A 25475-nucleotide genomic window follows, 5' to 3' on the forward strand; every position below is an offset into this window, starting at 1 on the left:
GGCGAGCCGCATGCGAAAGGGCGGCTTCTCCCCCGGGGAGAAGCCGCCCTTTGGCGATGTGATTACTTGCCCTTGGCGGCTTCCTTGAGCTTGGAGCCCGCCGAAACCTTCACGCTGTAGCCCTCCGGGATGTCGATCGGCTCGCCGGTCTGCGGGTTACGCGCGGTGCGGGCCGCACGGAGGGTGCGCTCGAAGGTCAGGAAGCCGGGGATGGTGACCTTCTCGTCGCCCTTGGCCACGATCTCACCGACGGTCTCAGCGAACGCGGCCAGTACGGCGTCGGCGTCCTTGCGGGTCACCTCGGCGCGCTCGGACAGAGCGGCCACCAGCTCACTGCGGTTCATATCTGTACTCCCGTGTTCTTTCTGCCATGGGGGCGCGAGCTCGAAGCTGTTGCTGTGTGCCTCACTGCCCAGGTGTGCATCCTGCCCCCATATATGGGGGGAAAGCCAATCCACCGACCGCGCGAGTCGCACAAAAAACGATGCGATTGCACGGGGACGCCACGGGGATGACGGATTGTCGTCACATGGTCGACGCATCGAATCCGTTTGTCGGACGGATTGTCAGACCGCGCCCGGCGCGGTCGCCGCGGCGGCGACCGCCGGTCCCTGCGCCTTGGCCGCGTCGCGTACGGCGTCGGCGACCGCGCCCGCGACCTTGTCGTTGAAGACGCTGGGGACGATGTAGTTGGCGTTCAGCTCGCCCTCCCCCACCACGTCCGCCAGCGCGTGCGCGGCGGCCAGCATCATCTCGGTGTTCACGGTGCGGGACTGGGCGTCCAGCAGGCCGCGGAAGACACCGGGGAAGACCAGGACGTTGTTGATCTGGTTGGGGAAGTCGCTGCGCCCGGTGGCGACCACGGCGGCGGTCTCGCGGGCCACGCCCGGGTCCACCTCGGGGTCGGGGTTGGCGAGCGCGAAGACGATCGCGCCGTCCGCCATCCGCGCGACGTCCGTACCGTCCAGGACGTTGGGCGCGGAGACGCCGATGAAGACGTCGGCGCCGGTCACGGCCTCCTTCAGGGTGCCGCTGACGCCCTCGGGGTTGGTGTTGTCGGCGATCCAGCGCAGCGGCGAGTCGGGCGAGGCGTGCACCAGGTCGTCGCGGTCGCAGTGCACCACGCCGTGGATGTCGGCGACCACCGCGTGCTTCACTCCGGCGGCCAGCAGCAGCTTGAGGATGGCCGTACCGGCCGCGCCCGCGCCGGACATGACGACGCGTACGTCGCCGATCTGCTTGCCGACCACCCGCAGCGCGTTGGTGAGCGCGGCGAGCACCACGATGGCGGTGCCGTGCTGGTCGTCGTGGAAGACCGGGATGTCCAGCGCCTCGCGCAGCCGGGCCTCGATCTCGAAGCAGCGCGGCGCGGAGATGTCCTCCAGGTTGATGCCCGCGAAGCCGGGGGCGATGGCCTTGACGATCGCCACGATCTCGTCGGTGTCCTGGGTGTCGAGGCACAGCGGCCAGGCGTCGATGCCGGCGAAGCGCTTGAAGAGCGCCGCCTTGCCCTCCATGACCGGCAGCGCGGCCTTCGGCCCGATGTTGCCGAGGCCGAGGACGGCGGAGCCGTCGGTGACCACGGCCACGCTGTTGCGCTTGATGGTCAGGCGGCGGGCGTCCTCGGGGTTCTCCGCGATGGCCATGCAGACCCGGGCGACGCCGGGGGTGTAGATCATGGAGAGGTCGTCACGGTTGCGGATCGGGTGCTTGGACTGCATCTCGATCTTGCCGCCGAGGTGCATGAGGAACGTACGGTCGGAGACCTTGCTCACGGCGACGCCCTCGATGCCGCGGAGCTTGCCGACGATCTCGTCCGCGTGCGCGGTGGAGCTGGCGGCGACGGTGACGTCGATCCGGAGCATGTCGTGGCCCGACGCGGTGACGTCAAGGCCGGTGACCGACCCGCCCGAGGACTCCACCGCGGTGGTGAGCTGGCTGACCGCGGTCCCGCTGGCGGGGACCTCCAGCCGTACCGTGATCGAGTACGAGACGCTTGGCGCCGTTGCCATGACGGACCTTCTTCCGGTTCCTCTGCTGCTGCTCTGGTGCTGGTGGTGCTGCCCGTCGATCGTTGCACCTACCGACGGGTACGCGTAAACCCGTGCGGGGTGAAGATTGGAAGAATACTTCCGCGATGCGGGAGCGGCGCAACCGGGTGGACCGAAGAAGAGATTTTCGTCCGCCGGGAAGAGGTTCTCGGAGCCGTTTGTTAGCCTGAGTACGGCACCGGCTCGATCCAAGCCCCCGGGCCCAACCTTAGGCGCTTCGAGCGCCCACTTGCCGCGAGGCGAGCATGGCGGGCCGGTGTCGTGAACGTCACGTGGGCGCCCCCTTCGAAAGAAGGGGGCGCCCACGGCGCGTTCAGGGGCGCGCTCAAGAGCGCGTTCAGGGGCGCAGCAGGTCCGGCACTCCCTCGGCGTCTGGCAGGTCGCCCTCGGCGGCGAGGACCATCAGGCGTTGTGTCGCCCGCGTCAGGGCCACGTACAGCACCCTCAGCCCCGCGGGGGACTCCTCCGCGATCTCGGCGGGGGACACCACGAGCGTGGCGTCGTACTCCAGGCCCTTGGCCTCCAGGCTGCCCAGCGCCACGACGCGCTCGCCGAGCCCTTCGAGCCAACCGCGGGCCTGGGCGCGGCGGTTCATGGCGACGACGACGCCGACCGTGCCGTCGACCTCCTCCAACAGCCGCGCGGCGGACCGGCGTACGTCCGCGCCGAGGTCGTCGCCCGCGACCGCGTACTGCGGCAGGACGCCGGTGGAGCGCACGGCGCGCGGGGACTCCATGCCGGGCATGGCGAGCGCCAGCACGGTGGCGGCGACCTCCGCGATCTCGGCGGGGTTGCGGTAGTTGACGGTGAGGGTGAAGCGCCGCCGGGGCCGGGTGCCGAGCGCCTCGTCGCGCGCCCGCGCCGCCTCGTCCACGTCCGTCCAGGAACTCTGCGCCGGGTCGCCGACGATCGTCCAGGTGGCCGTACGGCCACGCCGCCCGACCATCCGCCACTGCATCGGCGTCAGGTCCTGCGCCTCGTCCACGATGACGTGCGCGTACTCGGTGCGCTCCTCGTCCAGGCGCTCGGCCCGGCTGCGGCGGCCCGCGTCGTGCCGGTCGGCGAAGGTCGTGACCTCGTCCAGGCCGGTGAGCTGGTCCAGCGGGTCGGTCTCGCGGCGCTTGGGGCGCGGCACCGGGCCGAGCAGCGTGTCGAGTTCGTCCAGCAGCGCCACGTCGTGCGCGGTGGCGCCGGTCCTGCGCAGCGAGCGCGCCACCCGGCGGACCTCCGGCGGGGACAGCACCCGGCGCGCCCAGCGGGCCAGCCGCTTCTCGTCGGCGAGCGCGGCCAGCACGGCGCGCGGCTGGAGCACCGGCCACCAGGCGTCGAGGAAGTCGGTGAAGTCCTGCTCGGTGCTGATGTCCTCGTCGAAGCCCTGGCGTTCCTCCGCGGCCAGTTCCGGATCGTCGAAGCGGCGGCCGGTCCTGCGCCACAGCGCGTCCAGCAGCAGGCGGCGGGCGCGCGGGCGCAGCAGATTGACGGGCGCGGTGCCGCCGAGCGTGTTGTGGCGGATGCCCGCCAGCTCCTGCTCCGACAGCTCCACGCGGCGGCCGAAGGCGACCACGCGCAGCGTCGCCGGGCGGCCCGGCGTCAGGTCGAGCGCGCCCCGGGCCGCGTTGCGCAGCACCTTCTGCATCCGCAGCGAGCCCTTGATCCTGGCCACCGCGGGCTCGTCGTACAGGTCGGCGGAGACCCCGTCGACCAGCGAGCCGACGGCGCGGATCGCGACCTGGCCCTCCTCGCCGAGCGAGGGCAGCACGCCCTCGGTGTACGACACCAGCAGCGGTGTCGGGCTGACGCACAGGATGCCGCCCGCGTACCGCCGCCGGTCCTGGTAGAGCAGATACGCGGCGCGGTGCAGGGCGACGGCGGTCTTGCCGGTGCCGGGGCCGCCGGTCACCTCGGTGACGGACGCGGCGGGCGCCCTGATCACCATGTCCTGCTCGGCCTGGATGCTCGCCACGATGTCCCGCATCGTGTGGCTGCGGGCCTGGCCGAGGGCCGCCATCAGGGCGCCGTCGCCGACGACCGGCAGCCCGGTGGTCAGCTCGGGGCGCAGCAGGTCGTCCTCGACGCCGAGCACCTTGCGGCCCTTGGAGCGGATCACCCGGCGGCGCACCACGCGCCCCGGCGCGACCGGGGTGGAGCGGTAGAAGGGCGCGGCGGCCGGGGCCCGCCAGTCGATGACCAGCGGCGCGTACTCGCTGTCCAGGACGCCGATCCGGCCGATGTGCAGGGTCTCGGCGATGGCGGCGGTCTTGTCCTCGCGGACGGCGTCGTCGGCGGGTTCGACGGAGGTGAAGGCGCCGTCGGCGCCCTTCTTGCCGTCCTTGCCCCGCAGCAGGTCGATCCGGCCGAAGAGGAAGTCCTCGAACTCGCTGTTCAGCCGGTTGAGGTGGACCCCCGCGCGGAAGACCTGCGCGTCGCGTTCGGCGAGCGCGCCCGGCGTGCCGACGTGGCCGCGCTGGGCGGCGTCCTTCATCAGGAACTCGGCCTCGTCGATCTTCTCTTCGAGGCGGTGGTACACCCGGTCCAGATGCGCCTGCTCGACGGCGATCTCCTGATCCCGGACCCCCAGGTGGGCTGTGGTCTGCGCGGCCACGCAGGACCCCCTTCTTCATTGCGTCATGCGCCGCCCACGTACGTGACGGGGCACGTGGGGCAGCCTGCAACCGTACGCGACCTGCGGGCTTCTGCACACTCCGCCGTGCGGTCGGGTCTGAGGCGCGGTCAGTTTTCCGGCCGGGCCGGGCAGCCCGGCGGTCAGCCCTGGGGCGAGGTGAGAGTCCCGCGCGTGGTGGTGCGACGGCGGTGCCGGGCGACGCGCTCGCGGTTTCCGCAGATCTCGCTGCTGCACCAGCGGCGGCGCCGGCCGCGGGAGGTGTCCAGGTAGACCAGCGAGCAGCTCTCGCCCTCGCAGCGGCGCAGCTGCGTACGGGCCAGCGGGTCGGTGAACAGCGCGACGGCGTCGCGGGCGACGGCCGCGAGCAGTCCCGCGGGTTCCGGGGGCGCGGCCAGCTCACGGATCAGGGCGCCGCCCTCGCCGGTGACCGCGCGCGGGGCGGGCGGGGCGGCCAGCGCCGTGGCGTTCAGCTCGGCGATGTCGGCGGCGGCGGGCCGCTCACCGGCGACCTCGGCGGTCACGACCCGGCAGACGACGTCGCGCAGGCCGCGGAATCCGCTCAGCCAGCCGTCGTCCACGGCGAGGTCGGGCCGCGCCGCCTCCCCGGGCGCGCGCGGCACCAGGCCGGTCCCGTACAGCCACGCGGCCAGCCGGTCGGGCGTGCCGAGCCGCTCCTCCTCGGGGCGGCCGGTGCGGGTGGCGACGAGATCGAGACACAGCCGGCCGGTGTCGAACCGTAGCGGGCTCGTTCCCCTCATGGTCAGCCGCCTTCCCGCCCGCCCGTCACCTTCCCCCCAGGGTGCCCGGCGGCCGTCGCGGGGTCTAGGGCGTGTCGTCAACGGCTGTTGCCTCGGTTTCCTCAGTTTCCTCAGCTACCCCGGTCCTCGGCGGCTTACGGCGCCGAGCCGTATTTGTCGTCCGCGTGCGGGTCGAGGGAGAGCCGGTAGCCGCGTTTGACGACGGTCTGGATCAGCTTGGGGGCGCCGAGGGCGGTACGGAGGCGGGCCATGGCGGTCTCGACGGCGTGTTCGTCGCGGCCGGAGCCGGGCAGGGCGCGCAGCAGGTCGCCGCGGGCGACGACCCAGCCGGGGCGGCGGGCCAGCGCCCGCAGCAGGGCCATGCCCGCGGGCGGCACCGGCCGCAGCGTCCCGTCCACGACGACGGCGTGCCCGCGGATCTCGACGTGGTGCCCGGCGACGGGCAACGGCCGTACGCGGCCGGGCAGTTCGCTGGCGATGAGCTGCACCAGCGGTCCGAGCCTGAAGCGTTCGGGGTGCCGGGTGGGCACGTCGTGGCCCTGGAGCGGCAGCGCGGTGACCGGGCCGACGCAGGCGGTCATGACGTCGTGGCGCAGCGCGGCGAGGAGTTCGTCGCGACGGCCGCGCTGCCGGGCCCGGTCGAGGAAGGAGGCGGCGGCCGGGGCGCTGGTGAAGCTCAGCGCGTCGACCGACCGGGACAGGACGGCGTCGAGCAACCGGTCGACGGGCCCGAGGTCTTCGGGCGGCATCCAGCGGTAGACCGGCACCGCCACGACGGTCGCCCCGGCCGCCCGCAGCGACTCGATGAAGCCGGGCAGCGGCTCGCCGTGCAGCTGGACGGCGATGGTGCGGCCCTCGACTCCCTGGTCCAGCAGGCGTTCCAGGACCTCGGCCATCGACTCGGAGGCCGGTGACCACGCCTCGCGCAGCCCGGCCGCGCGCACCGCGCCGCGCATCTTGGGCCCGCGGGCCAGGAGTTCGACCTCCCCGAGCCTGCGCAGCAGCGCCTCGCCCAGGCCCCAGCCGTCGGCGGCCTCGATCCAGCCGCGGAAGCCGATCGCCGTGGTGGCGACCACGATGTCGGGTGCGTCGGCGATGAGTCGCCTGGTGGTCTCCAGCAGTTCGGTGTCGTCGGGCAGCGGCACTATGCGCAGGACGGGCGCCCGCAGCACGACCGCGCCGCGCCGCTCCAGCAGCGCGGCCAGCTCGTCGGCTCTGCGGGCCGCCGTCACCCCGACGGTGAACCCGGCCAGGGGCGGCACACCGCCGCCCCGGCCCGGATCGCTGTTCCTGGTCGACTGCGCCTGCATGGCTCCCGCCCCGCTCTTGCTTGAGGTTGTGCTGGAGTTACGCGTGCCGGACGGCGGGCGGACCGTCCCTGATCCGCCGCCGCCCTCCCGGCCACCTCGCCGGAGCCGCATCGTCCCAAAACGGGGTGACGGGTTCGATTCGCCGGGATGAACCGGATGTTACGGACGCGTCCGCCGCTCACACCCGCGCGTGGACGGCGGCCCCGGCCGGCGCCGTCTGCCCGGCCCCGTCCGCCGCCCGCGCCGGGCGCCGCAGGTATACGGCCCACGTGAGGACGTAACAGAGCGCGTAGTAGGCGAGGAAGGAGACGAAGGCCGGGGTGCCGGTGGCGCGGCTCAGGAACGACTCGCGGAAGGCGAGGTTGATGCCGACGCCGCCGAGCGCGCCGACCGCGCCGATCAGCCCCATCGCGGCGCCCGACAGTCTGCGCCCGTGCGCGGCGGCCTCCTCGCCGGCCAGACCGCGGGCCTCGGCCTTGCGCTGGAAGATGCCCGGAATCATCTTGTACGTCGACCCGTTGCCGACGCCGGTGAGCACGAACAGCGCGATGAAGCCGACGAGGAACAGCGCCAGCGACTTCCGCTCCGAGGCGATGACGACGACACCGGTCGCGACGGCCATCGCGAGGAAGTTCCACAGCGTGATGCGGGCGCCGCCGTAGCGGTCGGCGAGCTTTCCGCCGACGGGGCGGATCAGCGAGCCGAGCAGCGGGCCGATGAAGGTGAGGTCGGCGGCCTGGAGCGGAGTGCGGCCGAACTGGTTCTGGAGCACAAGGCCGAAGGCGAAGCTGTAGCCGATGAACGAGCCGAACGTGCCGATGTAGAGGAACGACATGATCCAGGTGTGCGCGTCCCTGGCCGCGTCCAGCGCCGCGCCGGTGTCGTTCCGCACGGGCGCCAGATTGTCCATGTACAGCGCGCAGAGCGTGGCCGCGACCACGATCAGCGGGATGTAGACGGCGAGCACGACCCTCGGGTGGGCGGCGCCCGCGGTGCCGATCACCAGCAGCCCGACGAGCTGGATGGCGGGCACCCCGATGTTGCCGCCGCCCGCGTTGAGCCCCAGCGCCCAGCCCTTCTCCCGCAGCGGGTAGAAGGAGTTGATGTTCGTCATGGACGAGGCGAAGTTGCCGCCGCCGACGCCGGTCAGCGCCGCGACCGCCATCAGCGTGGTGTACGACACCCCGGGCTTCATCACGAACGCCGCCGTGACGGTCGGCACGAGCAGCAGCAGGGCGCTGACGATCGTCCAGTTCCGGCCGCCGAACCTCGCGACCGCGAAGGTGTACGGCACCCGCATGATCCCGCCGACCAGCGTCGGCATCGCCACCAGGAAGAACTTCCCCGCCGGGTCCACCCCGTACGCGGGACCCATGAACAGCACCATCACCGACCACAGGCTCCAGATGGAGAAGCCGATGTGCTCGGAGAGCACCGAGAAGACCAGATTGCGCCGGGCGACCCGCTTGCCCCCGCCCTCGTTCCAGAACCGCTCGTCCTCGGGGTCCCACTGCTCGATCCAGCGACTCATCACGCGCCTCCCAGGGTGGACTGTCGGGCCCGACCCTAGAAACGCCGCATTACCGCCCCGTGCCCCGAGGTGACGCGAGCGCAACCATGCACTCACCCGCGCCCGCACCCGGCTGTGAGCCGCGCCTGACGGCGGCCGGGGCCAAAGGCTCGTGTCAGAGCCAGCCGCGGCGGGCCGCCTGCCAGGCGAGCTGGGTGCGGGTGGTGGCGCCCGCCAGCTCCATCATGCTCTGCACGCGCCGCTGGAGGGTGCGGCGGCTGAGGTTCATCTGGGTGGCGATCGCCTTGTCCGCGACCCCCGCGACCATCAGCGACAGCAGCCGCCGGTCGGTGGAGGTCAGCGGGTCCGCGGGGCCGACGTCGGCGGCGCCGGTGACCGCGCCCGAGGCGTCGACGTGCAGCGGTATCGCGTCCTCCCAGTAGCGCTCGAAGAGCGCGATGAGCGCGTCGAGGAGGCTGCTGTCACGGACCAGCGCGGTGGACGGTTCCTCGGGGCTGCCGTGCGGGCCGCCGGGGACCAGCGGGAAGATCGCCACCGAGCGGTCGGCGACGGCCAGCCGCAACGGGAGGTGCGGGACGGCGCGGGCGATCTCGCCCTTCCGCACGGCCGCCGCGATGTTGCCGACGGCGCCCTCGTCGTCGAAGAAGTCCCGTTCGTAGAGCACCCGGTAGCGGACCCCGCGCTCCAGCGCGTCGAACTCGGCGGTGTTGCTGCCCGACGGCATCGCCACGTACTGCGCCTTGCAGAACCACAGCATCTCGTCGCGCGCGTCCGCCTGGATCTGCCGCAGCCGCTGGCGCAGCGCCTCCGCCCCGGTGATGACCTCGATCAGCAGCCCCGCGTCGCGGCGGCGCGCGGTGGCCCGGTAGCTCTCCAACAGGTCGGCCGCCGCCGAGTGCGCCAGGTCCAGGGCGTCGGCCCGGTGCTTGAGCTGCGGCAGCAGCGCCACGTCCGGCGGGTACGCCCGGTAGCGCGGCGGCCGGCCGTCGGAGGCGCTGGCCATGGCCTTGGCGACGAGGCCGGTCAGCGCCGACAGGGCGGTGTCCGGGCTCAGGCCCGAGTGCTCCGCGATCTCCCGCGCCGAGGCGCTGTCCATCGTCACCAGCAGCCGGTAAGCGGCCTCTTCGGCGTCGGTGATCCCGGCGGCCTCCAGGGCCATGGCACCCTCCTCGCGGGTACGGGGGCTGGGTGAGCAGCCACCGTACTACGAGCGGAGATCACGCCCGCGGCCCGGCGAAGCCCGTGCCGGGACCGCGCGCCGGGACCGCGCGCCGGGGCCACGCGCCGGGGCGAGCGGGCACCCCACTGGCCCGCTCGCCCCGGCTGTCGAGGTGGCGTCGGATCAGCGCCACCGGCTCAGGTACCCGTTCAGCCCCGCCACAGATACGCGCGGCGTACGGTCTGCCGCACCTGGTCGCCCGCGGCGTCGCGCGCGGTGACCCGCAGCGTCACGTATGCATCGCCCCTGGAATGGGCCGACTTGGTGAGCCGGGCGTCGAAGGTGTTGTGACCGCGGCCGTCGACCCGCGCGCTGGTCCAGGTCCGCCCGTCGTCGTACGACGCCTGGACCTCGACCTTCACGCCGGTCGGCACGGCCGCCCCGTCCTGGGCGCGGACGGTGAGGCCCACGGTGTGCGAACTCCCCTTGCGTACCGCGTTGAAGGCGTCGACCGGTACCGCGTAGTCGACCTGGAGCAGCGGCAGCAGAGTCGCTTGGGCGGTGGTGCCGGAGCGGAACCACCACGAGGTGCTGGTGTCGGTGGCGTAGCGCCACTCCGGGGAGACCCGTGAAGTCGCCACGTCCAGGCGGTAGTCGGCGGTGCCCGCGGGCACTTCGAGGTCGGCCCACGGGGAGTCGGCGGCGGCGATCTGCCGGCCGTCGCGGAAGAGCGTGGCCGTGGCGGAGTCGCCCTCGACGGGTGTGCCCTGCGGCGTCGTACCGGCCGCCGTGCCGAAGCCGCCGAAGTCGCCGCCGACCGCCGCGCGGGCCCAGTGTCCGGCGCCGGAGTCGGTGAACTCCGGTATGCGCAGGTCGAGTACGTCGCCGTTGCGCACGCTCGGGGTGCGGGTGCCGCGCGGGATCGAGGGCCGCACCACGGCCTGCTGCCACGCCTGGTCGGGCTGCTTGCCCGCCCGGTAGGTGGTGGTCGCGTCGATCATGCCCGCGAGCAGCGGCTGGTCGATGTCGAAGGTCGTCTCCTGGTTGACCCGGTGCATCCAGTAGGTGCCGTTGGCGCTGACGTACTCGGTACGGGTCACGCCGGTCGGCACGTTCCGCGTCGCCTCCCACGCGTAACTCTGGTATGGCCGCCACGCGAAGCGCTGCTCGCTCGCCCACGGGGCGCCGCCGTTCTCGGCGTACGTCGTGCGGATCACCGCGCTGTTGGCGGCGGTGACGGTGTGGACCACCTTCTGCGGGATCTGCTGCGTGGACGTCTGGAAGACGTCGTACAGATACGGGCTGACCGCCGTGCCGCCGAACCGCACGGTGACGGCCTTGACCGGCTTCTTCGCCAGCCTGGCCAGCAGCGCGTCCCCGGCCGCCTTCCCGACCCGTACGGTCGGCACGGCGTTGCGCTCGCCGGTCGGGTACCAGCGGGTCCAGCCGAAGTCGGAGAAGTGCACGATCATCAGTCCGCGCACGCCCGCCTTGGCCGCGGCTGCCGCCAACTCCCTTTCTCCCTCGCCGGATTCGTTGCGGACGACGGCGAGCTTGCCGCGCGCCCCGCTGAAGTCCGGTGCCTCCAGGGACCCCGCGTCGACAGCCGTCAGATTCACACCCTTGCTGTCGAAGAGCGGTGAGTACGAGGTGTAGTAGCTCTTCAGGTTCAGCCCCGTGCCCGGCGCCTGCGTGGTGAGCTGCGGCGCGGCGAGCTGCCAGCGGGAGGAGAACTCGAAGGCGCCGTCGGTGACCTTCGCGGTGGGGCTGACGTAGAGCTTGCTGAGGATGCCGGTGAAGAACTCCTCGCTCTCGGTGAGGCCCCTGCCCTCGATCTGACGGTACGTCTGGTAGTAGGGGATGCCGCTCTGTTCCGCGGGTTTCGGCGTACGGATCTCGACCTGCGTGGTCCTGCGGGCGTCCACGGTCACGGCCGTGTCCTTGGTGAGTTTCACCTCGGGCAGCACGACCAGCCGTTCCTCCATGCCGTCGTCGGTCATCTCCTGGAAGGAGGCGCGGACTTGGTACGTGCCCTCTTCGAGGCCGGAGGTGGAGGTGCCCTTGCTGTCGCCCGACGGGTACAGCAGACCGCTCGCGCCCCAGATGCTGAGAGTGGGATGGGCCGGAGCGCCGTGCGCGTCGTAGGCGGTGACGGTCAGGGTGTGCAGCGGGCCGTGGGCGACCAGGCCGAGCGTGGTGTGGACGACGGCCGCTTTCGCCCCCGCCGGGGTGGCGGTCAGATAGCCGTAGTAGGAGCCGTACGTCACCTTGGCCGGGTCGAGGGTGAGGACGACGCGGGCGGCGGCGTGGGCGGGGACGGTGACCTTCGTGGCGGCGGCGGAACCGTCGCCGATCCGTACCGCGCCCGCGTTCACCGCCCGGCCGCCCGACGTCCTGAGCGCCAGGCCCAGCGTCAAGGTGACCGGCGCGGCCGAGGTGTTGGTGTACGTGACCGGGTAGGCGGCCTTCGGGTCGGTCCCGTGGATGTCGCCGAGGAAGACGGTTCCGGTCGCGGTGAGCGTGCCGAGCGCGGCGGCCGACACGTCGATCCGGCCGCCGCCCTGGTCGGTCACGGCCTGCCCGTCCACGGTGTGCGCGGTGCTGACCAGCGCGTCCTTGAGCTGGCGCGCGGTCCAGTCGGGGTGCCGCTGCGCCAACAGGGCCGCGGCGCCCGCCACATGCGGGGTCGCCATCGACGTTCCCGACAGGCTGACGTAGTACGGGTCGACCGGGTCGCCGAGCGTCGTACCGCTCGCGCGGGCCGCCACGATGTCCACGCCGGGCGCGGTGACATCGGGCTTGACGGCGCCGTCGCCGTAACGCGGGCCGCGGCTGGAGAAGTTCGCCAGCGCGTCCTGGCCGTCGACCGCGCCGACGGTCAGCGCGTCGTCGGCGACGCCCGGGATGCCCACGGTCTGCTGCCCGTTCTGGCCGTTGTTGCCCGCCGCGACGACGAAGAGGGTGCCGCTGGCCTCGCTGATCTCGTTCAGCGCCAGGCTCATCGGGTCGGTGCCGTCGCTCTCGTCGTCGGCGCCCAGGCTCATGTTGACGACCTTGGCGCCCTGGTCGGCCGCCCACTGCATGCCCGCGATGACCTGCGAGTCGTATCCGTAGCCGTCGTCCCCGAGGACCTTGCCGACCAGCAGGTTCGCTGCTTTGGCGACGCCCTTGCGGGCACCGCCCGAGGCCGCTCCCGTACCGCCGACGATGGACGCCACGTGCGTACCGTGCCCGAAGTGGTCGCCGGTGCCGGTCGGGCTCCCGGTGAAGTCCTCGGCCTTCGCGACGCGGCCCTTGAGGTCGGGGTGGGTCTGGTCGACGCCGGTGTCCAGCACCGCGACCTTGACGCCCGCGCCCTCGTATCCCGCCTTCCACAGCGGCGGCGCGCCGATCTGGTCCATGCTGTCCGCCGCCGCCTTCACCCGGCCGTCGAGCCAGATCTTCGGCACGGCGGCGGCTTTCGCCGTGCCGGCGGGGGCGGGCGCCGCGACCTGGCGCCAGAAGTCGCCGAGCGCGGTGTCGGAGACGGTGAGGGAGTGGGCTCCGATGCTGCCCAGGTCACGGGTGGGGGCGCCGGGCGCGGCCAGCGCGGCCATCCCGCCCCCGACGATCAGCGGCAGCGTGGCACGGTGCTCCTCGTCGTACTGCTGACTCACCAGCCCCGTCACGTCGAACAGCCGCCGGTCAAGACGCCCCGACCGTACGAGGGGGTCGGCGTCCGACGGCAGCACGGTCAGCCGCCCGTCGGCGTCCGCGGTGTGGAAGACGATGCGCTCCCGTCCGGCGCCCGGCTCGACGGACGCGGTGTGCCGGCCGTCCGCGGTCGTCGCGACCCGCACCCGGTCGCCGGTGATCAGCCGTACGGTGGCGGTGGCGGTGGCCGCTGTTGAGGCCGCCGGTCCCTTCCCCACAACCGGCGCGGCGACTGCCACTCCTGCGGGTACGGCGGCGGAGACGGCCAGGATCAGCCCTGTCGACACGACCGCCGCGAAGCGGGTTCGTCTCATCGGTCCAGCCCCTTTCCATGCATGTGCACGCGATGCTGGAAAGAATCCGGTGGGGCCGCAGGGTGTGTCACCTGTTTCCGCTGGCACGGATGTGACGTGGCACAACGGCGCCACGCATGCGCCACACATCCGCCACGCACGGCGCCCCGGTGACGTCGGGGTGGCCGCCGGGCGTGCACCGGGCCGCGCCCCGGGGAATGCGCTGGCCCGCGCGACCGTTGATCCCGTACGATGGAAGCAGCCGCCGCCTTCGGGTGGTGCACCTTGAAAAATCAACATGGGGATGATCGGTTTCGACTGGGGATGTCGAAGCAGGGGAAGCGAGCCGAGGAAGCGGCAATGATCTCGTTAACCATATGTCGCAACCAATAATCGCCAATTCTCAGCGCGATTCCTCCGCCTTCGCCCTCGCTGCCTAATTAGCAGCTAAGCGAAGACTCTGCGGAGTGTCAGCCCGGGGGTGATCCCGACCCGGATCCTGACATCATCAAGGGATCTAAACTTCTGAGGCCGGTCACGGACCCCAGAAGGAAATCAAACAGTGACTGAGCCCGTCGGCAGCTTGTCCGCGTGACAGCCGGGGCCGAGAAAAGCACAGCGGACTGCGCTCGGAGAAGCCCTGATTCCGCACCACAGGACGCGGGTTCGATTCCCGCCATCTCCACCACCCCATGTGACAACGGCACCCTCCTCCGGGAGGGTGCCGTTTTGTCGTTCACGGGTGGCAGCGGATCCGCCGTGTCCCGGACGGCGGGTCAGATGTCCGTTGCGTCCGCGACGCTCCGCCGGATGCGAGCACGGACCGCCGCGGCCCGCGGATCGTCGTAGGCCGCGAGGTGGCGCAGCGCCTCTGCCCAGTGACCGCGGGCCGCCGCGGGATCGTCGGGGAACAGGGCGGCGGCCAGGCGGTCGAGTTCCACGGCGTGGTTCCAGGTGTCGCCGAGTCCCTGGTGAACACCGGCAGCCTGACGGTGGAAAGCAGCGGCCTCCGGGTGGCGACCCATCCGGACGTAGGTGTCGCCCGTGCCCCGCCAGGCCAGCGCCTCCCTGCTCCGGTCCCCCGACCGCCGGTTCAGCGTCGCGGAACGCTGGTACGACGCCAACGCATCACCGTAATTCCCCGCGTCCTGCTGAGCGTTGCCGAGGGTGATGAGCCAGAAACCCTCAAGTCGGCGGTCCCGAAGGGCGAGCGCGATGTCCAGCGCTTCGTCGATCAGCCGCCGTGCTTCGACGATCTCCCCCTGCTCGCGGCGGAGTTCGGCTGCGACGTAGAGGACGTTGCCCACGCTTTGCCGGTTGTTCAGGGCTCGGTGGGCGGCAAGCGCCTTCCGGACGGCGGTGGCCGCTCCGGGAAGATGTCCGGCTTCCAGGCGCGTACTGGCGACGTTCGACATCGCCATCGCCGCCCGGTGGGGCTCGTCCTCTTGGCTGAAGATCGTCTCCGCCTGCACGAAGTGGTGGTCGGCGAGGTCGAGTCGGCGGTGGTCCAGATGGATCAGGCCGATCAGATTGAGCGAGCGTGCCTCGTCGAAACGACGCCCGGTGGTGCGCGCGAGCGCCAGGGCCCTCTGGTGGCAGTCCAGGCTCTCGTCAAGGCGGTTGACCGACCGATAGGACATACCGAGACGTGTGAGCAGCGGGATCTGCGCTTCCTCCGGCGTCCTGGACCGCCCGGCGGCCTCCAGACCCGTCCGCGCCACACCGATCCACTCCCCCGCCGGGGATGCCGGGGAGCGCGCGTTCCCCACGACTGCCGCCAGCCGCCACGCGAGTTCGTCCAGGCCGGCCGAGGCAGCCGCGCGAACGAGGAGCGGAAAATTGCCGGACTCCCGCTCGGACCAGTCCACGGCCGCGTCGTAGTCGGCGAAAGCCTGAACCGTCACCGGGGTAGCGGGCTCGGTGAGCGGCACATGCCGTTCTGCCGGTCTGATCCACTTCTGGGCGGCGTCCGCGGTGTACAAATACCACTCCAGGACCCGGCGCAGAGCCGCTTCCCGCTGCTCAGGAGGCTCATCCTGCTGGGCCTGGTCGGTGGCGTAGGCGCGGAGCAGGTCGTGGAACTGGTAGCGGTCGGGAGCGGTCTGCTCCAGCAGGTGTACGCCGACGAGGTCGTCCAGGAGCTGCCGGGCGCGGCCAATGGTGAGTCCGGCGATCGCGGACGCCGCGTGCAGGCCGAACTCCGGACCCGGATGGAGACCGAGCAGGCGGAAGAGCCTGGCAGTCCGGCCGTTCAGGGCGCGGTAGGACCAGGCGAAGACGGTACGCACCGCCTCGGCATCGTCGTCGCTGCCGGTGCTGAGGGTGTCCCACAGCGCTGACTCGTCCCGCAGGTCCGCGATGAGGTCGTCCAGCCGCAGATGAGGGTGGCTCGCCGCACGCTCGGCTGCGATCCGTAAGGCCAGCGGGAGCCGTGCGCACAGCCGGGCCAGTTCGGTGAGTTTGTCCAGGTCGTCCTGCGGGCGGTATCCGCTGGTCACGGCCCGGAGCAGCGCCACGGCCTCCGGCTCGGGAAGAGTGCCGAGCGTCAGCCGCCGGGCCCCGTCACGGACGGCCAGGCCGGACAGACGGCTGCGGCTGGTGACCACGACCAGGCTGTTCCCGCCGCCGGGAAGCAGCGGACGCACCTGACCGACCGTGGCCGCGTTGTCGAGCAGGACCAGCATCCGCCGGTCGGCCAGCAGCGAACGGTAGAGCCCGGCGGCACCGTCGACGTCCGGGGGTACGTCGGCCGCGGACACCCCGAGCGCCCGCAGGAAACCCCGTAACGCCTGGTGGGCGGTGACTGGTTCGTCCGGATCGTAGCCGCGCAGATTGGCGTACAACTGACCACCGGGGAAACGGTCCTTGACCTGATGCGCCCAGTGCAGCGCCAGCGACGTCTTCCCCGCACCCGCGGTACCGGCTATCACATGAACGGAAACCACCAGTTGACGGCCGTCCTCGCCGGTCAGGACGGCGTTGAGCTGACCGAGCTCATCCGTGCGGTTGACGAATGCGTGCACGTCCGCCGGAAGCTGCCGCGGAGTCGAACCGGGCGACTCGCCACGCGCCGGCTCGGCCCCGGCGTGGAAGTGAACGTCTCCGCCGACGCTCCCCGCCTGTACGACAGCGCGCGACGAACCCGAGAGGTCGTTGTGCGTCTCGTGGCGGCCCGCGTCTTCGCTCGGGGTACTGATCGCCCGCTCCGTTCAGGCGGCCGGAGGCGGGGGAAGACGCGCCACCACCCGGTCGAAGTAGAGCGTCACATCCTCGCCGACCGCGTAGGCGTCCCGGATGAACGACACCCAGGGCTCCACGATGGCGGAATCGGTGAAGCGGACGGCTCCTTCCGCGACACCGGCTTCCGTGTACATCACCCGGTAGAGCGTACGGTCGTCCAGGATCGTCAGTTCCGGCAGAAGCCGGTCGGTCTCCGCCGCGGCGAACACACCGGCCTGGACGACGCGAATCCGGTGCCCGCACTGCGCGCGCTGCCGAAGGTAGTGCAACTCCCATTGCAGATACGGCGTCAGCGGCTCTTCGACCACCCGTACCCGGTGGAACGGCGAGCCACGGCGCTCGTCGTCCTGAGCGGCCTCGCGGAAAGCATCGCGACGCGCTTCCATGAGCCGCAACGCGGTCTCCCAGTCGCCCTGACGCTGTGCTTCACGGCTGGGGCTGTCCTCCTCCTCGAAGTGCTGGAGCCGTTCCAGCTTCCACGAGTCGCCGTTACGGATCGCCGCCCGGCGTGCCCGGAAGTCACGGACATATTCGTCGTCCGTCAGCGGCTCGCCCTGTCCGAGGGGGAGGACCGGGGCGTGAAGATCAAGCATCGGGGATGTCCGCCTTTGCCGCACTGAGCATGTTTCCCGGGATGACGACCAGCCGTTCACCGGAACCGACCATCACGCCTTCCGGCAGGCGCGAGGCGTAGTCCGCGGTGAGATCGCGGCCGATCACGGCGATGTCGCCGTTGTCGAGCAGCCAGATGTCCGGGCACTTCTCATCGTCGCCGGAGTTGCCCAGTTCCTTCGCGGACTTCCCCAACCGGTGGGCGAATAACGCGGCTGGTTCGGCTTCCCAATTGCGAGCCACGGCCCTACCTCCGGATCACTACCGACAGTGGCATCCACCATACCGGGAGTATCCGACTGGGCCCACGCCCTCCGCACCATTTCGGCCACAGGCCACCCCCGGAGCGGGGCGGCGGCGGAGCGCGGTGTGACGGGGGTGTGCATGGGGGTTCGACTCCTGGCGTGCGGGGCGGATATGACGGCCGGTCAGTTCACCGGCCGTGCCGCCATCGTCGCCATCGGCCGCGGCGAACTCCCCTCCGCCTGACGGCAACCGGCGCTGTCGGCCCCCTGTCCCAGTTGCTCAGACGTGCTCCAGCACCGCCCGGTCCAGCAGAACCAACGGCAGCAGACCCCGCCAACCCGCTCACCCGCGACGGCGGTCCGAAGCGTCAGCCGCGCTGTTTGCGGCGCACGGCCGAGATGGCGCGGTCGGACTCGCGGCGGTCCTGCTTCTCGCGCAGGGTCTGCCGTTTGTCGTACTCCTTCTTGCCCTTGGCCAGGGCGATCTCGACCTTGGCGCGGCCGTCCTTGAAGTACAGGGCGAGGGGGATGATGGTGTGGCCGGACTCCTGGGTCTTGTGGACCAGCTTCTCGATCTCGGCGCGGTGCAGCAGCATCTTGCGGCGGCGGCGCGCGGAGTGGTTGGTCCAGGTGCCCTGGGTGTACTCCGGGATGTGCACGTTGTGCAGCCACGCCTCGCCGCCGTCGAGCTGCGCGAAGCCGTCCACCAGGGAGGCGCGTCCCTGGCGCAGGGACTTGACCTCGGTGCCGGTCAGCACGAGCCCGGCCTCGAAGGTGTCCAGGATGAGGTAATCGTGCCGCGCCTTCTTGTTCTGCGCGATCAGTTTGCGACCCGTCTCTTTTGCCATAGCCGGGCCATTGTCCCACGAGCGCCGCGACCGGCGGTGTGTGCCCGGAAGGAGCGTCGTCCGGTGCGTGCGATCGCAAGGCGGCCGAGAGTCCTTGTAGCGGAGCTACCAGGGCTTTTGGCCAACGCGGCGAGCGTGCGTGCCGGGCGGCGCGACGGGGCACACATCGCCGGGAGGGGCGCTAGGGGGGTCCGAGGCCAGCGAATACCTCGTGGCTCTCGGTGAGCGGGTCCTCACCGGAGGGGACGGTCACGTCGGGGTCGATGCCGCGCCCGTCGACGCTGCGGCCGTCAGGCAGCCGGTAGTGGCCGACGGTCAGTTCGGCGACCGATCCGTCGGGCAGCGTGCTGGGCATCTGGACCGAGCCCTTGCCGAAGGTGCGGGAGCCGATGACGACGGCCCTGCCGCGGTCCTGGAGGGCGCCGGTGAGCAGTTCCGCGGCGCTCATCGTGCCGCCGTCGACCAGGATGACCAGCGGGACGGTGGTGTCGCCGCCGTCGGCCGCGTAGAGGGCCTGCTGCTCGCCGTGGACGTCGTAGGTGGCGACGAGGCCGCCGTCGAGGAAGGCGGAGGCCACCGCTACCGCCTCGGTGACCAGGCCGCCGGAGTTGCCGCGCAGGTCGAGCAGCACGCCGTGCTCGGAGTCCCGTACCGCCTCGCGCACCTCGTCGCCGACGCCGAGCGTGAAGGCGTCGATCTTGACGACGGTGGGCGCGTCGGCGCCAACTGGGGGCCGGGTCACGGTGACGGCGTCGGTGTCGAGCGTGGCGCGACGTACGGTGACCGTCCAACTACGCTGCGCGCGCTGGACTCCCAGCTGTACGAGGCTGCCGGGGACGTTGTCGCCGCGCAGGTCCGCGACGACCTCGGTGACCGCGAGGCCGGTGCACTTCACCGGGCCGATGGTGGCCAGCAGGTCGCCCTCGCGCAGGCCCGCGCCGTCGGCGGGGCTGCCGGGCTGGACGCGGGCGATCTGGATCCGGCCGCCGTCGATCCGCCGCACGGACAGGCCGACGCCGACGTAACGGCCGTCGAGCGCCTGCTGGAGGCCCGCGTACTCGCGGGCGGTGTAGAAGGACGACCAGCGGTCGCCGCTGCGGCTGACGAGCTTCGCCGCGGCCTGCGGGCCGACCTTGCCGTCCTGGATCTCCTCGGCGATCCGGCCGGTGTCGACGTGGTCGCCGTTCACCCCGTCCGGCTTCGTCTGCGAGCCCGTGTGGGCCTCGGAGGCCGCGGGGGACGACGGGGCGGGCTCGCCGCCGTGGGCGGGGGCAGGCGGCTTGCCGTCGTCCTGCCGCCCGTCGGCGACCGGCGCGGCGGCGATACGGGCGCCGCGGGCGGCGGTCCGCGCGTCCGGCGCGGTGAGTCCGCTGGCCGCCGCACCGGTGGCCAGCAGGGTGCTGAACACCAACGTCAGGGTGGCCCCGCGGCGCAAGCGGCGGGGCGTCCCGAACAGCGACGGGCCGGACATGGCCGGAAGTCTAGGACAGAAACGGGCGGCGTACGGAGAGTTGCCGCTACCTCGGCGGGGCATGATCCGCAACCCGGTACACCGCCCTCCCCTGCCGTATCACCTGCCGCACGGCCCTGCGGCGGGTCCGACACCCGATACGCGACACCCGTACGCAACACCCGTACGCGATAGGCGATACGCGATACGCGATACCGGATACCGCCGTCAGACCTTCAGGTACCTGCGCAGCGCGATGAAGGCGGCGATCGACGGCATCACGACACCGATCAGCAGCACCAGCGGCAGCACCGCGACGACCGAGTCCCAGCCGAGGAAGGAGACCAGCGGGATCTTCTCCTGGAGCTTCAGACCCGCGTCGATCATGAAGTACCGGCCGCCGAGCAGCATTCCGCACGCCAGCCCCGCGCCCACGAGTCCGGCGAAGGCCGCCTCCATGATGAACGGCATCTGGATGTAGAAGCTGGAGGCCCCGACCAGCCGCATGATGCCGGTCTCTCTGCGGCGGCTGAAGGCGGACACGCGCACGGTGTTCACGATCAGCAGCATCGCGACGGTGAGCATGAAGGCCAGCACCACCCAGGCGGCCAGCGTCATACCGTTCAGCAGCGAGAAGAGGTTCTTCAGCACCGCCCGTTGATCCTCCACGGACTGCACCCCCGGACGCCCGTCGAAGGCGCTCGCGACGACGGTGAACTTCGTCGGGTCCCTGAGTTTGACCCGGTAGTTCTCCTGCATCTGGTCCGGGGTGATCGAGGCCGCGAGCGGGGAGCTCTTGAACTGCTCCTGGTAGTGCTTGTACGCCTGCTCGGCGTTCTCGAAGTAGACCTTCTCCACGATCGGGAGCTTTTCCAGGTCGGCCTTGATCTGGGCCTTCTGGTCGTCGGTGACGGCGCCCTTGGCGCAACTGGGCGTCGTCGACGCGTCGCCCTTGTTGCACATGTAGATGGTGACCTGGACCTTGTCGTACCAGTAGCCCTTCATGGACTTGACCTGCTTGTTGGCCAGCAGGGCGCCACCGGTCAGGGCGAGGGAGAGCGCGACGGAGATGATCACCGCGAAGGTCATGGTGAGATTGCGGCGGAGTCCTACGCCGATCTCCGACAGGACGAACTGGGCGCGCATGGTCTCTGGTTGTCCTTTCAGCGGGCTGGTGACTACTGCTGTACGGCAGTACGTACGCCGTACGCGCGGCTCTCAGTGTTGGTAGCCGTAGACACCGCGCGACTGGTCGCGCACCAGCCGCCCCTTCTCCAACTCGATGACGCGCTTGCGCATCTGGTCGACGATGTTCTGGTCGTGGGTCGCCATCACCACGGTCGTGCCGGTCCTGTTGATCCGGTCCAGCAGGCGCATGATGCCGACCGAGGTCTGCGGGTCGAGGTTTCCGGTCGGCTCGTCCGCGATCAGCAGCATGGGCCGGTTGACGAAGGCGCGGGCGATGGCGACGCGCTGCTGCTCACCACCGGACAGCTCGCCGGGCATCCGGTCCTCCTTGCCCGCGAGGCCGACCAGGTCGAGCACTTCGGGCACGGTCTTGCGGATGGTGCCGCGGGCCTTGCCGATCACTTCGAGGGCGAACGCCACGTTCTCCGCGACCGTCTTGTTGGGCAGCAGCCGGAAGTCCTGGAACACGGTGCCGAGTTGGCGCCGCATCTGCGGCACCTTCCAGTTCGACAGCCGGTTGAGGTCCTTGCCGAGGACGTGCACCATTCCCGTGTCCGTGCGCTCTTCGCGCAGGATCAGCCGCAGGAAGGTCGACTTTCCCGAGCCGGACGAGCCCACCAGGAAGACGAACTCACCCTTCTCGATCTCCAGCGAGACGTCCCGAAGTGCAGGACGGTTCTGCTTGGGGTAGGTCTTGGTGACGCTGTCGAATCGGATCACGTTCGCACCAGGTTTGCGGGGACGGGTGGACAGGGGATGTGGGGGCGACACTACGCGACCGGGCCAGGGGTGCGCAGTCGCCGGGGAGGGTTGGTGGGCTTGCCCACAGGGCACACGCGGACAAACCCGTCATTGACCCCGTACACCTCAGCGCGGCCGGCCACGCCCGTACACCTCAGCGCGGCCGACCGCCACCGGAGGTCCGGGGCCGCGCCGAATCCGGCGGAAGCTGGCACAGTGGAACAAGGAACACTTCGGCCTCCCGGGGCGTTCACCGGACGAGGAGGAGATCGCATGACATGCGACCGGCTGGTGTGCGCCAACTGCGCGGGACCGGTGAGCGAGGGCCGCTGCCCCGTCTGCCGGGCGAACCGCGCCCGCCTGGAGCGGGAGAATCCCTGGTCGAACGTCTCCCCCGCCACCCTGATAGCCCTGCTCGTGGCCCTGCTGGCGGTCGTGCTCGTGGTGGAGCACGCGACCGCGTAGAGCAGTCCCGCGGGCAGCAGGTGAGAGGTACATGAGGGCTATGTGAGAGGTACGTCACACTCACGGGTGGGCGAGCTGACACAGACATCACGAAGGGCCCGGGACGCATCGCGTTCCGGGCCCTTCGTCGTACGCGTCCGACCCCGCCTCAGGAGGTGCGGCGGCGCGGCGCCTCAGGAGGCGTCGCGGCGCTCCTTCAGGCGCGGGGCCAGCTTGAAGCCGACGCCGCCCGCGACGAGGGCGGCGGCTCCGATGAGCATGTACGTGGTGCCGTCGGAGCCGGTCTCGGCGAGCTGCTGCGTCGTCTGGCTCTGCGGGACCTGCTGGGTGTTGTCGGTGCCGGTGTTGTTGTTCCCGCAGTCGACGCTGTCGCCGGTCAGGGTGCAGGTGTTGTTGTTGCCCGTCGCGCTCGGGCTGACGCTGGGGCTCGGCGTACCGCTCGGACCGCCGTCGTCACTGCCGCCGCTGACGCCCGCGATGGAGCCGGGCGCGGTCGTCGGAGGCGTCGTGGGCGGGGTGGTCGGCGGCGTCGTGGGAGGCGTCGTCGGCGGGGTGGTGGGGGGCGTGGTCGGCGGCGTCGTGGGAGGCGTCGTCGGGGGCGTGGTGGGCGGGTCCGTCGGCTCGTCGGTCGGCGGCGTGGTCGGGTCGTCCGTCGGGTCCGTGGTGGGCGGGTCCACCACCGCGGTGGCCGACGGCGGCGCGTCGCTGCTGACCGCCGCCTGAGCAGCCCCCGCCACCGTCAGGGACGCACCGGCCGCGATCACCGCGACGGCCGCCACGCGCGTGACGCGTACCCTCGTGCTCTGCTTGGTCATGTCTCAACTACCCCCGGTAGACGTCGGCTTGAGGCACACGGCGCTGCGGGCACGGTCGTTTACGCCGCTTTCGCGCGCATGCCGGACATCACCTTTGTGGCATTCACCGGGAGCGTCAAGGTCATTAAGCGCAAAGTGCCCCAACTGTCCCGTCTTGCCCGGCACTTCAGCACACGTCTGTGACATGGCAGACAGATGGGATCGAGGCGGCGGCCGTACGACGGGGCGTATGACGCCGCATGACGCGGTGTTACGCGGTGGCCTTCTCGCGGGACTTGCGCCAGCGGATGCCCGCCTCGATGAAGCCGTCGATGTCGCCGTCGAGGACACCCTGCGGGTTGCCGACCTCGTGGTCGGTGCGCAGGTCCTTGACCATCTGGTACGGGTGCAGGACGTACGAACGCATCTGGTTGCCCCAGGAGTTGCCGCCGTCGGACTTGCCGAGGGAGTCCATCAGGGCCTGCTCCTCCTGGCGGCGCCGCTCCAGCAGCTTGGCCTGGAGGACGTTCATCGCGCTCGCCTTGTTCTGGATCTGCGAGCGCTCGTTCTGACAGGAGACGACGATGCCGGTCGGGATGTGGGTGATCCGGACCGCGGAGTCGGTGGTGTTGACGCCCTGGCCGCCGGGGCCCGAGGCGCGGTAGACGTCCACGCGCAGCTCGGACTCGTCGATCTCGACGTGGTCGGACTGCTCCACGACCGGCAGCACCTCGACACCCGCGAAGGACGTCTGGCGGCGGCCCTGGTTGTCGAAGGGCGAGATCCGCACCATGCGGTGGGTGCCCTGCTCGACGGAGAGGGTGCCGTAGGCGTAGGGGACCTTGACGGTGAAGGTGGTCGACTTGATGCCGGCCTCCTCCGCGTACGAGGTCTCGTAGACCTCCGTCGGGTAGCCGTGCCGCTCGGCCCAGCGCAGATACATCCGCTGGAGCTGCTCCGCGAAGTCGGCGGCGTCCACACCGCCCGCCTCGGCGCGGATGTTGACCAGCGCCTCGCGGGCGTCGTACTCGCCGGACAGCAGGGTGCGGACCTCCATCTCGTCCAGCGCCTTGCGCACCGACTCCAGTTCGGCCTCGGCCTCGGTCTGCGCGTCGGCGTCGTCCTCGCTCTCGGCCAGTTCGAAGAGGATGGACAGATCGTCGATCCGGCCGCGCAGCGCCTCGACCTTGCGCAGCTCCGCCTGGAGGTGGGAGAGCCGGCTGGTGATCTTCTGCGCGTTCTCCGGGTCGTCCCACAGGGACGGCACCGCGGCCTGCTCCTCCAGCGCGGCGATGTCGGCCCGCATCCGGTCGAGGTCGAGGACGGCCTCGATCGACCCCATGGTCGAGGACAGGGACTTCAGCTCTTCGGAAACATCGACGATCGCCACGGCTCCAGCCTACCGGCTGGTCGGGCGGACCCGGCCCGGCCGGGAGCCCGCCGGCCGCCGGGAGGGCCCGCGATCCGGTGCCGGGTGCGCCGGATCGCGTCAGATGTGGGCCGTGGTGCGGGTGAGGGTGCCCGACGGCGTCCTGGAGTACAGCTCCAGGGTGTGCGCGGAGGCGGCGGCGCCCAGGGCCGCGTCGGTGGGCGCGGTGAAGGGCGCGGTGGCCCAGTCGCCCTCCAGCGAGGCGGCGTCGCCGTCGAGCGGGGCGGCGGCCTGGGTGCCGGGCGTGAAGGCGAAGAGCCGGCCCGAGGCGGCGACCGCGTCGGGACGCGCGGCGGTGTCCAGTCCCTTGATGACCTCGCTGGGCCGCCAGGCGCCGCCGGAGTACGGCAGCCGCAGCACCGCGCCGTCGGCCTTGCGGACCACGAAGGCGTCCAGGGAGCCGCGGGACCGCGAGATCAGCGCGGGGGCCGAGGTGATCCGGCCCGCGGTGGGCACCAGCGCCCACGCGTTCCAGCGGTCGCCGACCAGCGACGCGGTCACCAGGTCGCCGCCGGCCCGTGCGACCAGGTCGATCCGGCCGGGCTCCGAGGACGCGGCGGCGGGCGCCGCGTCGAAGCGGGTCCGCTCGTCCACCTGCGACCAGGCGTTCCAGTAGCCGTCGGTCAGCGTGCGGCGGTAGAGCAGCCCGTCGGTGCCGAGCCCGAACAGGTCGATCCGCCCGGCGTGCGCGGACGCCACGGCCGGGTCGTCGGCCACGCTTATCCCGGTGAGCTTGTGCCACGCGCCGTAGCCGGAGCCGTCCCGGATCACGTACCAGACGTTCTTGTCGGCGCCGCGGGCGAAGACGTACGTGGCGCCGTCCATGGTGAGGGCGCGCGGGCCGCCGAGCAGCTTGACGCCCGCGGCCGGTACGTCCTTGTACGAGGACCACTGCGGGAGCGTGACGGGCGCGCCGGTGCGGCCCTGCGGGGATGCGGCGCCGGCGGTGGGCGCGGTCGGGGTGCCGCGGGTGGCGGTCGGCGTGGGGGCCGAGGAGGTGGTCGGGGGCGCGTCGTCGCGCGAGGTGCCGCCGGAGTCGTTGCCC

Annotated in this window: 18 protein-coding genes, 1 other RNA gene and 1 pseudogene; 2 read left to right on the plus strand and 18 right to left on the minus strand. The window is 71.5% G+C overall.

Features of this window, described 5'->3' with window-relative positions:
• Positions 1 to 62: 62 nt before the first annotated feature.
• The 8 genes from BGM09_RS25680 to BGM09_RS25715 form a co-directional block, all read right to left on the minus strand.
• Positions 63 to 344: an HU family DNA-binding protein gene (locus BGM09_RS25680; protein WP_188284073.1), complete on the minus strand. Its 282-nt coding sequence runs from the start codon at positions 342 to 344 to the stop codon at positions 63 to 65.
• Positions 345 to 566: 222 nt separating this feature from the next.
• Positions 567 to 2012 carry an NAD-dependent malic enzyme gene (locus BGM09_RS25685; RefSeq protein ID WP_188284074.1) on the minus strand — a complete coding sequence of 482 codons (1446 nt, stop codon included), beginning with the start codon at positions 2010 to 2012 and terminating at the stop codon, positions 567 to 569.
• A gap of 376 nt (positions 2013 to 2388) precedes the next feature.
• A complete protein-coding gene (locus tag BGM09_RS25690) occupies positions 2389 to 4653 on the minus strand; it encodes a HelD family protein (RefSeq protein WP_188284075.1) in 2265 nt (754 codons plus the stop codon).
• 161 nt (positions 4654 to 4814) lie between these two features.
• Complete coding sequence (locus BGM09_RS25695) at positions 4815 to 5432, minus strand: CGNR zinc finger domain-containing protein (protein WP_188284076.1); 618 nt, start codon at positions 5430 to 5432, stop codon at positions 4815 to 4817.
• A 134-nt stretch (positions 5433 to 5566) separates the two neighbouring features.
• Positions 5567 to 6742, minus strand: coding sequence for a uroporphyrinogen-III synthase (locus tag BGM09_RS25700; RefSeq protein ID WP_188284077.1), 1176 nt, complete (start codon positions 6740 to 6742; stop codon positions 5567 to 5569).
• 178 nt (positions 6743 to 6920) lie between these two features.
• Positions 6921 to 8273 carry a nitrate/nitrite transporter gene (locus BGM09_RS25705; protein WP_188284078.1) on the minus strand — a complete coding sequence of 451 codons (1353 nt, stop codon included), beginning with the start codon at positions 8271 to 8273 and terminating at the stop codon, positions 6921 to 6923.
• A gap of 154 nt (positions 8274 to 8427) precedes the next feature.
• The gene (locus tag BGM09_RS25710; protein WP_188284079.1) at positions 8428 to 9432 is read right to left on the minus strand and encodes a helix-turn-helix transcriptional regulator; all 1005 of its coding nucleotides are present in this window, start codon (positions 9430 to 9432) and stop codon (positions 8428 to 8430) included.
• Between the two features lie 209 nt (positions 9433 to 9641).
• On the minus strand, positions 9642 to 13439 hold the full coding sequence (locus BGM09_RS25715) for a S8 family peptidase (RefSeq protein WP_188284080.1): 3798 nt from the start codon (positions 13437 to 13439) through the stop codon (positions 9642 to 9644).
• A 279-nt stretch (positions 13440 to 13718) separates the two neighbouring features.
• On the opposite strand from BGM09_RS25715, the gene ssrA reads away from it, so the two are divergent.
• Positions 13719 to 14106: a transfer-messenger RNA gene (ssrA, locus tag BGM09_RS25720) on the plus strand.
• Positions 14107 to 14194: 88 nt separating this feature from the next.
• On the opposite strand, the gene BGM09_RS25725 is transcribed toward ssrA, so the two are convergent.
• The 7 genes from BGM09_RS25725 to ftsE form a co-directional block, all read right to left on the minus strand.
• Positions 14195 to 16441, minus strand: a complete 2247-nt coding sequence (locus BGM09_RS25725; RefSeq protein ID WP_317452896.1) for an ATP-binding protein — start codon at positions 16439 to 16441, stop codon at positions 14195 to 14197.
• 186 nt (positions 16442 to 16627) lie between these two features.
• Positions 16628 to 17251 (minus strand): DUF6879 family protein, encoded by a 624-nt coding sequence (locus tag BGM09_RS25730; RefSeq protein WP_188284081.1) that lies wholly within the window; start codon positions 17249 to 17251, stop codon positions 16628 to 16630.
• The gene (locus tag BGM09_RS25735; protein ID WP_188284082.1) at positions 17244 to 17513 is read right to left on the minus strand and encodes a hypothetical protein; all 270 of its coding nucleotides are present in this window, start codon (positions 17511 to 17513) and stop codon (positions 17244 to 17246) included. Before BGM09_RS25735 ends, BGM09_RS25730 begins: the two co-directional genes overlap by 8 nt.
• 370 nt (positions 17514 to 17883) lie before the next feature.
• The gene (smpB, locus tag BGM09_RS25740; RefSeq protein WP_188284083.1) at positions 17884 to 18363 is read right to left on the minus strand and encodes an SsrA-binding protein SmpB; all 480 of its coding nucleotides are present in this window, start codon (positions 18361 to 18363) and stop codon (positions 17884 to 17886) included.
• A 181-nt stretch (positions 18364 to 18544) separates the two neighbouring features.
• Positions 18545 to 19834, minus strand: a complete 1290-nt coding sequence (locus BGM09_RS25745) for a S41 family peptidase (protein WP_188284084.1) — start codon at positions 19832 to 19834, stop codon at positions 18545 to 18547.
• 207 nt (positions 19835 to 20041) lie between these two features.
• Positions 20042 to 20959, minus strand: a complete 918-nt coding sequence (gene ftsX, locus BGM09_RS25750; RefSeq protein WP_188284085.1) for a permease-like cell division protein FtsX — start codon at positions 20957 to 20959, stop codon at positions 20042 to 20044.
• 72 nt (positions 20960 to 21031) lie between these two features.
• Positions 21032 to 21721, minus strand: a complete 690-nt coding sequence (gene ftsE, locus BGM09_RS25755) for a cell division ATP-binding protein FtsE (RefSeq protein WP_188284086.1) — start codon at positions 21719 to 21721, stop codon at positions 21032 to 21034.
• A 294-nt stretch (positions 21722 to 22015) separates the two neighbouring features.
• Between ftsE and BGM09_RS25760 the strand changes: the two genes are divergently transcribed.
• Positions 22016 to 22207 carry a hypothetical protein gene (locus BGM09_RS25760; protein ID WP_188284087.1) on the plus strand — a complete coding sequence of 64 codons (192 nt, stop codon included), beginning with the start codon at positions 22016 to 22018 and terminating at the stop codon, positions 22205 to 22207.
• A gap of 173 nt (positions 22208 to 22380) precedes the next feature.
• Here the strand turns inward: BGM09_RS25760 and BGM09_RS25765 are convergent, their stop codons facing one another.
• From BGM09_RS25765 to BGM09_RS25775, 3 genes and pseudogenes are all read right to left on the minus strand, one after another.
• The gene (locus BGM09_RS25765; RefSeq protein ID WP_188284088.1) at positions 22381 to 23022 is read right to left on the minus strand and encodes a hypothetical protein; all 642 of its coding nucleotides are present in this window, start codon (positions 23020 to 23022) and stop codon (positions 22381 to 22383) included.
• 250 nt (positions 23023 to 23272) lie between these two features.
• Positions 23273 to 24391 (minus strand): peptide chain release factor 2, encoded by a 1119-nt coding sequence (gene prfB / locus BGM09_RS25770; RefSeq protein ID WP_188284089.1) that lies wholly within the window; start codon positions 24389 to 24391, stop codon positions 23273 to 23275.
• Between the two features lie 99 nt (positions 24392 to 24490).
• Positions 24491 to 25475 (minus strand): annotated as a pseudogene (locus BGM09_RS25775) (serine/threonine protein kinase); the annotation flags it as partial.

It is taken from the genome of Streptomyces sp. CBMA29 (assembly GCF_014596445.1).
GTDB lineage: Bacteria > Actinomycetota > Actinomycetes > Streptomycetales > Streptomycetaceae > Actinacidiphila.